The organism is Gordonia aichiensis NBRC 108223, assembly GCF_000332975.1.
GTDB classification, from domain to species: Bacteria; Actinomycetota; Actinomycetes; order Mycobacteriales; family Mycobacteriaceae; genus Gordonia; species Gordonia aichiensis.
In genome coordinates this window covers 184,607-196,027 of sequence record NZ_BANR01000006.1, presented here as the reverse complement: position 1 = coordinate 196,027, position 11,421 = coordinate 184,607, and the positions used below count along the sequence as shown (strand labels likewise).

Below are 11,421 nucleotides of genomic sequence, written 5' to 3'. Positions count from 1 at the left end.
CATGTCTCCAAAGTGTTGTGTGCCAGATCTCCCGCGGCGTCGGGGGCGAGCGCCGAATCGTCAGCCGGGCATGCAGGCGTCGATGACTGCACCGACGCTCTTGCGAGCGTGATCGAGCACCTCGGGAAGCGGTTGCCCGGCGTCGATGCGTCCGATGCAGGCGTCGACGATGGCGGCGATCGTGGCCTCGGTGAGGTCGGTGTCGACGACGCCGACAGCGTTGACCGCCTCGTGCAGGGTGGCGGTGATCTGTTCGTGTAGGGCCATGACTCTGCTGCGCGCGTTGTCGGACAGGTGAATTCGGGCAATGGCCGTACGCCAGGCATGTCGACCGTCAGCCGCGAACTCGAGGTTGGCCTCGGCGTAGGTGAGGATGGCTGTGCGTGGGTCCGAGGCATGGGCGACGCGCGCGGCCACGGCGGTCGACCAGTCGGTGAACCCGCGCTCGAGCACCATCTCGATGAGGTCGTCGACCGAGGACACGTAGCGGTAGATGCTGTTGCGCGCGATGCCGGCCTCCGCAGCGATGCCCGCGGCGGTCAGCGTGGCATCCGCTCCTGACAGGAGGAGTCGTTCGGTGCCGTCGAGCAACTGGGTCATGACGGCGGCGCGGTGTTCGGCGACCGACCCGGCCTTGATCCTAGGCATCGGGCAAGAGGGCTTTCGTGAACCGGCGCACGAAGTCGGTGGCGCCCTCTTCCGTGCTGAGATCGGTGCTGGTGGTGGGGTTCAATGCCAGTGACAGTGACACCCGAACGGTGATCTCGCTGACCATGAGCAGATGGTTCCAGTCGGCCTCGGCGATCTCATCGTCGGCGGCGTACAGCTGTGTCCGCCACATCTGCGCGCAGAACTGCGTCGCGTAGGTCACGATGTCGTCGCGCGACACCACGTCCATGAGTAACTCGCGGTCGGTCTCGCGTAGGCGTGCGATCAGTGGATTGGTGCGGACCTCGTTGATGATGTGGCGAACGGCCGCTACCATTCCGGACTCGAGATCTGGTGCGGCGGAACGCAGTTCCAGTATTTCCAGCAGGAACTTCTGGACCTCCCGCGCGCCCACCGCGCGTCGCAGATCGTCCTTGGTTGCGAAGTGGCGGTACACGGTGGCACGGGCGACGCCCGCCCGCTTGGCGACGTCGGCCATCGTCAGGCGCTGCCATCCGATCGTGAGGATCACTCCGACGGCGGCTTCGAGGACATCGGTGACCACCGACGACTGTTCTGAGTCGCTGTCGGGCGAGATGAGGAGTTGGCGTATCGCCGACATCGCATCGTCGTTGTTCATGGGCCCTTCTTGTCCTCGATTACGCACCGATGCTACCGTCTCGGTCAATGAGTCATTTTGTGTCTAAATGTCTCACGAGAGGGTGGGGATGGGACGTCGACCGAGGAACAGAACAGGGCTGACAGCACGATCGGTGCTCGCGGCTCCCGGACGTATGGCCGCGGCCTATCCGTGGTGGGTCGTGGGTTTCTGGGTCGTCGTGGTCGGTGCCCTCAACATCGCGATACCCCAGATCGAGCAGACGGCAGCAGAGAAGTCGGCCGCGATCGTGCCTGCGGATCTACCGTCGACACAGGCGATCGCCGATATGGCGCGCGATTTCGGCAATGATCCCTCGACGGCGGTCGGGTCGGTGGTGATGGCAGGCGACACCACGATCGGACCTGCAGAAGAGCGCTACTACTCCGCGGTGGTGCAGCGGCTGCTCGACGACCGGGAGCACGTCTCCTACGTGCTGGACATGTTCGGAAATCCGGCGACGCGCGACTATGCGGTGAGCCCCGACGGGAAGGCGATCACGCTGCTGGTCGCCGAACGGGGAGCCATCGGTACCGCGGCGGCACACCGCGCCACCGAAGCGGTGCGTCATCATCTTGATGCTGTCGAGAAGCCCGCGGGTCTGCAGACCCATTTCTCGGGTCCCGCGCCCGTCGTCGTCGACGAGTTCACGTCCTTGGACACATCAATGGTCGTGATCACCGCGGTATCGGTCCTGTTGATCACGGTGCTCATGGTGATGTCGTATCGCTCGGTGATCGCCGCGCTGGTGCCGCTCCTGACGATCGGTGTGTCGTTGGCGGCATCGCGTGCGGTGGTGTCCGGGTTGGGAGATCACGGCGCGCTCGCGTTGTCGACGCTGACCGTCACCTTGATGACCGCGTTGGTGCTGGCCGCGGGTACCGACTACGCCATCTTCCAGATGGCCGCCTATCACGACGGTAGACGGAAGGGTCTCTCGTCCCGGTCGGCCGTGGGGTTCGCCGGTCTCAGTGTCGGGGAGGTGCTCACGGCGTCGGCACTCACCATCGCGGCGTCGGCCACGGCGATGCTCATGGCGCGCAACGGGATGTTCACCACCTCGGGGCCGCCGATTGCGATCGGACTCGTCGTCACACTCGCTGTCGCACTGACATTCACTCCCGCGATGATGGCCATTCTCGGCCGACACGGCAGGATCGAACCACGGCCGTCCCGAGACTTCATCTGGCGCCGCCGCGGTCGCTTCATTTTGCGCCGCTCCGGCGCGTTGGCGGGTGCGTCGTTGCTGTTGCTGATCCTGTTGGCGATACCCGTCGTGACCTTCCGCGCCAATGGCGACGACAACGCCATGCAGCTGCATCCCACCGACAGCTCCCGTGGGTACGATCTCGTCGCGAAACACTATGGCGCAAACGAAATCGTCCCGGAGTTCCTGATCATCCGCAGCGATCACGACATGCGTACCACCACCGATCTCGCTGCGCTCGATCGCGTTGCCTCAGCGGTCACCGACCTCCCGAACGTCGCCTATGTGCGCTCGTTGACCAGGCCCGACGGTCGCCAACTGCCCGAATCGGCCATCGGATACCAGGCGGCACTGATCGCTGGTCGGCTCGCCGATGCGGGAACCCAGATCGCCGATGCCCGACCGGATCTGGAGCGACTGACCCAGGGCATGACCGCGCTTCGTGACGGCGCGGTCGAGTCGACCAAGCAACTGCCCGAGCTGGTGTCGGGCGTCAACCAGGTTGTCGACCTGTCGAACTCGGTTCTCGACCTACTTCCCCTGGCCGACAACATCGCTACCGCCCGGACCGCTGACGGTCAGTCATTGGCCCAGGTACTCGCGCGATTGGAACCGCAACTGTCGTCACTGCAAACGCTGGTGTCGACGCTGAACTCACAGCGGCAGGCCATCGATTCGCTGTCGCGGGCACTCTCCCCGTACGCATCGCCGCAACCCTCCGCGCAGTGTCTGAGTTCGCCGCTGTGTATGCAGGGGCGAACGCTGTTCGAGCAACTCGACGGCATGTCGAATCATGCGCTGAGCGCGGCGTTCACGGCGGCGCAGAACGCGGCGAACCTCAACCCCGACGACCTGCGGACGGTGTCGTCGGTCATGCCCGATCTGCGCGCCGGACTCTCGGCCATCTCCACCCTCACCGCATCATTGGGCGGGCGCTCGCCGGAGTCCATCCGCTCGGACCTCACACGACTGCGTGACGGTATGGGACAGCTCACGTCGGGTATGGATCAACTGGCACAGGGGCTTTCGGAGGCCAAGACAGGAACCGACACCGTCGTGTCGATGACCGACCAACTCCGCAGCGGACTCGACGAGGCCTCCGGATATCTCTCGGAGATGGGCAAGGCGACGTCGGAGGGCCCCGGTGCGGGGTTCTATCTGCCGCGCAGCGCATTCGAGGATCCGCGGCTGGTGGCGGGGTCGAAGATGCTCATGTCGTCCGACGGCCGGGTGGCTCGTATGCTTGTGATCCCGTCGGGAAATCCCTACGGTGAGCAGGCGACCAGTCATGTATCCGATATCTCGACGACTGCCGAACAGTCGTTGAAGGGCAGTGGCCTGTCACACGCACGTGTGGATGCGACCGGACTGACGTCGATCACCTCGGACCTCATCGCGCAGTCGGAAAAGGACTTCCTGCTGTTCGGGATCGTTGCGCTTGCCGCGGTGTTCGTCATCCTGGTTGCTCTGTTGCGCAGCCTGCTCGCGCCTTTCATCCTGGTTGCCACGGTGTTGCTGTCGTTTCTCAGTGCCGCAGGCATCAGTGTGCTCGTGTGGCAACACATCATCGGTATCGGGCTGCACTGGTCGGTGCTACCCGTCTCGTTCATGAGTCTGGTGGCAGTCGGCGCCGACTACAGCATGCTGTTCGCCTCGCGTGTTCGTGAAAACGCCTCGAGCGGAACGACATCGGCGATTCTACGGACATTCGGTAGCACCGGCCGGGTCATCACCACGGCAGGGATCGTCTTCGCCGTCACGATGTTCGCGCTCATGAGTGGATCGGTCATTCTGCTGCTACAGACCGGATTCACCATCGGCATAGGATTACTGCTAGACATCGCCGTGGTGCGGACGGTATTGGTCCCGTCGATCCTTCACGTGCTCGGCTCACGGATCTGGTGGCCGTCGTCCGGTGGCGGGTCGGCGGCATCCGACGCTGTCACGTCCTCTCCGACCACATCATCTCCGAAAGGAACGCAATCATGACCGAGAACACCGTCGTCGAATCGCTGGTCGTCGACTGTGACGGGTCGCTGCCTGCGGGCGCGGGCACAGCGAGTGTGAATGCGCTGATGGCCCGACCTGCCGATTCGGACGGTCCGCTGCCGTCTGTGCTTCTCGTCCACGACATCACGGGCGCGGAAGACGACATCGTGCGCACTCTGCGTATCGTCGCCGACCACGGGTACCTGGCGCTGGCGCCGCTGCTGTTCACCGCCGGTACGAATCGTGCCGCGTGCATCGTGTCCACGATGCGGTCGCTGGTCTCGGGCCGCGGACCGGTGTTCGGGATTCTCGAGAGTGCTCGACGTCGTCTGGCCTCCGACCCGCTCTCCAGTGGAGAGGTGGCCATCGTCGGATTCTGCATGGGCGGCGGGTTCGCGCTTCTCGAGGGCGATGCCCGGTACGTCGCGGCAGCGCCGTTCTACGGAAGCCTCACCACCTACCGTGCCGTGACGGCGGATACCTGCCCGGTGGTGGCGTCGTTCGGCGCGCGCGATCCGCTGATCCCGTTCGGCGAATCGCGTTTGCGGCGTGTCCTCGACAAGCACGGGATCCCCTCGGACATCGCGACCTATCCCGGGGTCGGGCACAGCTTCGCCAATCGCATCGATTCGGTTCCCGACGCGGTGCTGCGCGTCGTCGGGATGCACTACGACGAGGATGCGGCGTCGGACGCCTGGGCCCGCGTGTTCGCCTTTCTCGATGCGCGGTTCTCGGCCTGAGTTGCGCTGAATTGCCCCGTCGGACTGTCCCGGCACCTGCACTGTTGCGTCCTGTCAGAGGGGCGTCGTACGATCGCCATATCGAAAAAACGTTCGATCCGACTCGGTGATCCGAGCGACCGACGGCGCAGCAACTTCCCGGCTCGCCACGCATCATCAACGCTGGCCAGGAGGTCTTCATGAGTGTTTTGCCGTTGGCTCACCCGTGCCCGTCGCAGGGCGACGGGGAGGGTTCGGATGGCGACGATCGCACCGATACGCTCGCCCGGTTACGCAAGCGCATGGCAGTGCTGTCGGGGATGCCTGATCGGGTCTCCGCCGACCGCTCGGCTGAGGTCGACGACAGCCTCCCGCTACCTGATGTCCTCGCAGATCTGTTGCCGCGTGGCCAATCCGCGGGACGTGGGGGGATCGCACGGGGGAGTGTGGTCGGCTGCTCCGGTGCGCGTTCGCTCGTGGTTGCGATGATCGCCGCGGTGAGTCGTGGTGGTGGTCAGGTGGGGGTTGTCGGACTGCCCTGGCTGAATCTGCTGTCGGCGGCCGAAATGGGCGCCGACCTCGCTCGAATCGCCACCGTGCCCGACCCGGGCGTCGACCCGGTGGAGATCGCCTCGGTACTCCTCGACGGGATGGATCTGGTCGTCCTGGGGCTGCGCGGCGTCGACGTCGCGCCCGCGCGCTGCAGGGTGGTGAGCGGACGGGTGCGGCAACACTCGTCGGCGCTGATGGTCGTCGACGGGCACTGGCCGGGGGCTCAGGTCCGGATGGAGGCGTCGGTGCTGACCTACCGTCACGTCCCGGGCGGTGTCGGCGCCGACCTCGCCGCCGCGCGTCGTGGGCACGGCAGGATCGGCGGACTGCGGTTACAGGTCACCGCCACCGGGCGTGACCGTCGGACACACAGTGCCGACGTCGATCTGAGTACCGTCGGATCATCGGGTGGGTCGCGAGGTCTCGTGGGTCTGACACGTCCGGTCGAATCCGGGGCCGGTTCGTTGGATCAGGGGCTCACGGCGGTGGCGAACTGATGGGACGCATCATGGCCCTGTGGTGCCCTGACTGGCCCGCGATGGCTGCGGCTGCCGATGAGGATCTTCCACCCGCACAACCGATCGCGGTGCTCTCGGCCAACCGGGTGACCGCGTGCTCTGCCACCGCGCGTGCCGCAGGGGTTCGCCGCGGCATGCGTAAGCGGCAGGCGCAGGCGGTGTGCCCGGATATGCGGGTGTTCACCGCCGACGTCGACCGCGACGCACGGTTCTTCGAACCGGTGGTGGCAGCGGTCGCCGAGGTGGTCGCTGTGGTCGAGGTGTTGCGGCCGGGATTGCTGGTGATGCCCGCCGACGGAGCGGCCAGACATCACGGGGGAGAAGCGTCGCTCGCGGAGAAACTCGTCGACCAGGTCTCGGTCTGCGGAGTGGAATCCCAGGTCGGTGTTGCCGACGAGATGTTCACCGCGGTGATCGCCGCGCGACGCGGCCAGCATGTGGAACCGGGCGGCGATCGCGCCTATCTGGCGGAGCTGCCGGTGGCCGAGCTCAATGCCGAGCCGAGCCTGTCGTGCCCCGAGCGCACCGAGTTCGTCGACCTGTTACGACGACTAGGGCTGGTCACCATCGGCGATTTCGCTGCCATGCCCGCGCGCGACGTCGCCACCCGGTTCTCCGCCGACGCCGCGGTGGCACACCGATTGGCCAACGCGCTGCCTGATCGGCGGCCCGCGGGGATCGTCGCCTCACCAGAACTGGTCGTCGACTACGTCTGTGACCCGCCGATCGATCGGATCGACTCGGCTGCCTTCGCGGGACGACGGCTCGCCGACATGTTGCATCGCAGGCTCTCTGATGTGCCCGCCGCGTGTACCAAGCTCAAGGTCGAGGCCATCACCGAACACGGACAACGACATTCGCGGGTGTGGCGGTGCGCGCAGCCACTCACATCCGACGCCACAGCCGATCGGATTCGCTGGCAGTTGGAAGGATGGTTGACCGGTGCGGGGCGGGGCAGGAACCGCGGCGACACGCGTCCGGATTCGCCCATCGCGATGCTGCGACTCGAGCCGGTCGAGACGGTCGACGCCGGAGCGTTGCACTATGCGCTGACGGGCGCAGGGCTCCCCGGCGAATCGGAGGTCTCCGAGCGTGCCCGGAGGTCTCTGGAACGTGTGCAGGGACTGCTCGGCGGCGACGCCGTGCAGGTGCCCGTGCGCAGCGGCGGTCGCGGACCGTCGGATCAGATCACCTTGATCCCGCTGGGCGACGAGAAGATCCCCGAACACGATCCGAAGGCCCCCTGGCCCGGGCGGGTTCCCCAGCCCGCACCCACGGTGATGTCCCGCACCCCGGTGTCGTTGATCGACGCGTCGGGGCAGCCGGTCACCGTCACCGGTCGGGGGGCGTTCTCCGAAGAACCCGCCGTCGTGCGCATGGCGCGTAGCGGGGGCACGGCGCGCGGGGGTGCGGGTGGGGTGCGTGGGGGAGCGGCGAGTGGGGGTGCTGTGCGTGACACCTGGGCGCTGAGCTGGTGGGCCGGGCCGTGGCCGGCGGGTATGGACGACACCGGGATCATCGCCAGAGTCCAAGTGCTCCTGGAGGATTCGCGCGCCCTGCTGCTCTACTACCGGGCGGGTGGGTGGCTGGTCGAGGGTGTGTACGAGTAGCGCGGCCGCTTCGGCTCGTGGGTGCACGCGCTGGCTGGCAGAAAGTAGGGGAAGGGTTTCTTCCGCGGGTTTCTGACCTTTGCGCGTGTTGTTTCGCGGGGAAGGGTGCAAAACCCGGGGAAAAACTTCTTCCCTAGGTTTCTGCACTCGGGAAGACCGTCGGCGGGGCGAGCGGCACGAGTGCCCGAATGGTGTGGGGTGGGGGCCCGGGCTGTCACTCTTCCGCGGGTTTTGACGCTGCGCCGTGGCTCTTCCGCGGGTTTCTGACCTTTGCGCGTGTTGTTTCGCGGGGAAGGGTGCAAAACCCGCGGAAAAATCCTTCCCCGAGTTTCTGCAGCGCCCCGCACCAACGCGCACCACCCGAGCCCCGCCTCCGCGGCACCCCCGTTCCGCGCGGCACCCCCGTTCCTCGCTCAGCTGTTCGCGCCGCGGGCGATGACCGGCCAGCGGTCCGCGGCGCCACCGGAACGCGCGTCGTCGACGACCAGCTCGTCGACGAGATTGACCGCGGTGCAGACATGGTTCGGTATGACGCCCACCGTGGTCCCGAGTTCGGGGACGACGGCGCTGGGCGGGTACTCGACCACGGCGTGGTGTTCGGAGAGCCCGACGATCCGCGCGTCCGGATCGTCGAGTATCCGACCATGGCCACTGGCCCACGCGGGACGGTCGGCCCCGATGATCTTGCTGCCGGCGTCGAGCACCGCGCGGTGCCCATCGCGATGGACGACGGTGCTCACCGCGGTCAGCGCGACGTCGCCGAATTCGCAGACGCCGAGTTCGATCTGCTGGGCGTCGTAGAACGGGTACACGCCAGGCCGGATCTCGGTCAGGACGTCGCTGTCTGTGGCGAACTCGACCGTCGGGGTGGAACCCCCACTCCGCACACGCGGTTCGATGCTGACCGAACGCAGCCTGTCGGCGGCTTCGGCGAGCGCTGTCACCTCCTCCCGTGCGGCGGCACTCCGAGCGCCGCCGGGACCGTAGCCGTGGCCGGGAAACGTGAACACGCCGATCACGTCGAGACCGGCGTCGTGCGCAGCGGCTGCGACCTCACCTGCGAACTCGGGGCCGACCCCGGTGCGGTGCTGGCCCGAATCCACCTCGACCAGCACCTCGACGCCGGAACCGGTTCCACCCACCTCCGCCGCCATCCGCTCCGCACCCGCAATCGAGTCGACGGCGAGCCGCAGAGCCGACTGCTGGGCCAGCGCGCGCAGGCGTGCACCCTTGTGGGCTGTGACCCACAGCGGATAGGCGATGAACAGATCACCGAAGCCCGCGGCGACGAACGCTTCGGCCTCTCCGATCGTCGCTACGGTGAGACCTATTGCGCCGCTATCGATCTGCCGTTTCGCCAGTGCTGCTGTCTTGTGCGTCTTGGCGTGTGGCCGCAGGGCGACTCCCGCGCGTCGTGCCGTTTCGGCGGTCGTCCGGAGGTTGCGGTCGACGCGAGCGGCGTCGACAGCGAGGTAGGGGGTATCGGTCACCGCTCAACGGTACCGAGGGCGGCTGCCGACTCGTCGACGAGGAGATACTCCTGGTGCAGAATCCGGGAGGTCAGCCTCGGTGTGAACTTCCGTCCGAACTCGGCGAGCTGACCGAGTGGCGGGCTGATCCGTGCCGGATGCCGCAGAATTCCTTCCAGTACCTTCGACGCCGCCTTGTCGACGCTCCACACGCCGGCGGAGTTCTGGTAGGCCTCGGTCGGCGCGATCATGCGGGTACGTACCAGTGGCAGACGCACATTGGTGAACGTCACATGGTCAGACAGGGTTTCGACGCCGGTCGACTCGCTGAACGCCTCCAACGCGGCTTTCGACGCCGCGTATGCGCCGAAACGTGCGCCGCGCGTCTGCACGGCGATGGAGGACACGTTGACCACCCGGCCGGATTGTCGCTCGATCATGTGCGGAAGCAGCGCGAGTACCAGGTTGACCGCTCCGAAGTAGTTCACGGCCATAACGCGGTGGTAGTCGTGTGAGCGATCAACGGAATGCAGTGTCGAACGTCGAATGGAACGCCCGGCGTTGTTCACCAGAACGTCGACGTGTCCGTGCTCGGCGATGATGGTCTTCACCAGGGTCCGTACGGATTCTTCGTCGGTGATGTCGCACTGGTAGGCGTAGACCCTTCCTGCCGGCAGTCCTGACTTGGGTTGGGTGCCTTCGAGTTCGGTCACGGCAGCGTGCAGGTCGTCGACGTCGCGCGCGACCACGTACACATCTGCACCTCGCGCGACGCACATCCGCGCCGTCGCTTTGCCGATTCCGCTCGAGCCGCCGGTGATCAGAATGTGTGTCCCGACGAGTGGTCCGCGCGCATCGGCGCGCCGGTGACGAGACGGATCGAGGTGTGCGGCCCAGAACTCCCAGAGCCGCGGTCCGTACTGGTCGAGGTCGGGGAGTGCGACGCCGAGCCTGCCCAGTAGGGCGAGAGTCTGTGTAGAACGGAAGTCCGCGGTCATCCGCATACCGTCGAGCAACGCGGGCGGTATACCGGCCTGTGATGCGATGAGATCGCGTATGGGCGTGATCGGTCCGAACCCGGTCATCGCAAGAGCGGGTGCCACGATTCGATTGCTCACCACGCCAACACCTTTGGGTGATCCGATCGCAGGTGCCAGTGCGTTGTACATGCCGATGACACCGCGGTCACGGGAATCGCCGAGGTGAAACACCTGCCCACCGCGCAGTGGGTGATGGTCGACGAGCGTCACGATGGCCTCTGCAACGAAATCGACCGGGACCAGATTGAGCCGACCGAGGTCGGGCATCGGAAGAGGAAGCCTCGACGGCAACATGCCGAGCAGTGCAAGGAGTGGGAAGAAGTAATAGGGCCCGTCGATCTTGTCCATCGCGCCTGTCCGTGAATCCCCGACGACCACCGACGGCCGGTACACTCGCCACCGCAATCCCGCGCGGTCACGGACGAGTTTCTCCGCTTCGTACTTGGTCTGGTGATACGGAGTGGGAAATCCCTGACCGAGATCGAAATCGTTCTCGGTGAAGACGCCGTCGTGGTCGCCGGACACGGCGATCGACGAGACGTGATGCAGCATGGCGTCGTGTTCGACGGCGAAGTCGATGACACGCGCGGTGCCATCGACGTTGGCGCGCTGTTGGCTCTCGGCGTCGGCGGTCATGTCGTAGATCGCGGCCAGATGGATCACGTGATCGATCTGGGGGAGTTCGTCGTCGGCGACTCCGAGGCCGGGGGAGGTGAGGTCTCCGACGACCGGATGCAGTCGATCCGACGGCGCGTCGGCGAACACCACGTCGAACCGTGGTCGTGATTCAGCGCGCACCAGCGCATACACGTGGGCGTCGGGATGCGTGTCGAGCAGCCGCCCGATCACTCGACGCCCGATGAATCCGGTGCCGCCGGTGATGAAGTACGTGGTCATGACACCCCTTCCGACTCTGGGCCGCAGCCCCCGGCCCACTTCTTACTACTCGGTAAGAAACGGTCCTGTTCACCTTGACACTCACATCGGCAAATGGCAACGACGATGCCGATG

At 66.1% G+C, this 11,421-nt stretch carries 8 protein-coding genes; 4 read left to right on the top strand and 4 right to left on the bottom strand.

Features of this window, described 5'->3' with window-relative positions:
* Nucleotides 1-60: 60 nt before the first annotated feature.
* Together GOACH_RS09955 and GOACH_RS09950 are read right to left on the bottom strand one after the other, a co-directional pair.
* Nucleotides 61-648 carry a TetR/AcrR family transcriptional regulator gene (locus GOACH_RS09955; protein WP_005174108.1) on the bottom strand — a complete coding sequence of 196 codons (588 nt, stop codon included), beginning with the start codon at nt 646-648 and terminating at the stop codon, nt 61-63.
* Nucleotides 641-1,288, bottom strand: a complete 648-nt coding sequence (locus tag GOACH_RS09950) for a TetR/AcrR family transcriptional regulator (RefSeq protein ID WP_005174103.1) — start codon at nt 1,286-1,288, stop codon at nt 641-643. The genes GOACH_RS09955 and GOACH_RS09950 overlap by 8 nt, the downstream gene beginning before the upstream one ends.
* Nucleotides 1,289-1,376: 88 nt before the next feature.
* Here GOACH_RS09950 and GOACH_RS09945 point away from each other — a divergent pair, with 88 nt between their 5' ends.
* The 4 genes from GOACH_RS09945 to GOACH_RS09930 all read left to right on the top strand — a co-directional run bounded on the left by GOACH_RS09945 (nt 1,377) and on the right by GOACH_RS09930 (nt 7,901).
* The gene (locus GOACH_RS09945; protein ID WP_245551863.1) at nt 1,377-4,502 is read left to right on the top strand and encodes an MMPL family transporter; all 3,126 of its coding nucleotides are present in this window, start codon (nt 1,377-1,379) and stop codon (nt 4,500-4,502) included.
* Entirely contained in the window at nt 4,499-5,242 is a 744-nt protein-coding gene (locus GOACH_RS09940; RefSeq protein WP_005174095.1) for a dienelactone hydrolase family protein, read from the top strand. The genes GOACH_RS09945 and GOACH_RS09940 overlap by 4 nt, the downstream gene beginning before the upstream one ends.
* Nucleotides 5,243-5,421: 179 nt before the next feature.
* Nucleotides 5,422-6,270: a DnaE2-dependent mutagenesis accessory factor ImuA' gene (gene imuA' / locus GOACH_RS09935; protein WP_005174093.1), complete on the top strand. Its 849-nt coding sequence runs from the start codon at nt 5,422-5,424 to the stop codon at nt 6,268-6,270.
* The gene (locus GOACH_RS09930) at nt 6,270-7,901 is read left to right on the top strand and encodes a DNA polymerase Y family protein (RefSeq protein ID WP_005174092.1); all 1,632 of its coding nucleotides are present in this window, start codon (nt 6,270-6,272) and stop codon (nt 7,899-7,901) included. Before imuA' ends, GOACH_RS09930 begins: the two co-directional genes overlap by 1 nt.
* A gap of 413 nt (nt 7,902-8,314) precedes the next feature.
* On the opposite strand, the gene GOACH_RS09925 is transcribed toward GOACH_RS09930, so the two are convergent.
* Nucleotides 8,315-9,391, bottom strand: coding sequence for an alanine racemase (locus GOACH_RS09925; protein ID WP_005174090.1), 1,077 nt, complete (start codon nt 9,389-9,391; stop codon nt 8,315-8,317).
* Nucleotides 9,388-11,307 (bottom strand): SDR family oxidoreductase, encoded by a 1,920-nt coding sequence (locus tag GOACH_RS09920; RefSeq protein WP_005174087.1) that lies wholly within the window; start codon nt 11,305-11,307, stop codon nt 9,388-9,390. Before GOACH_RS09920 ends, GOACH_RS09925 begins: the two co-directional genes overlap by 4 nt.
* Between the last annotated feature and the right edge of the window lie 114 nt (nt 11,308-11,421).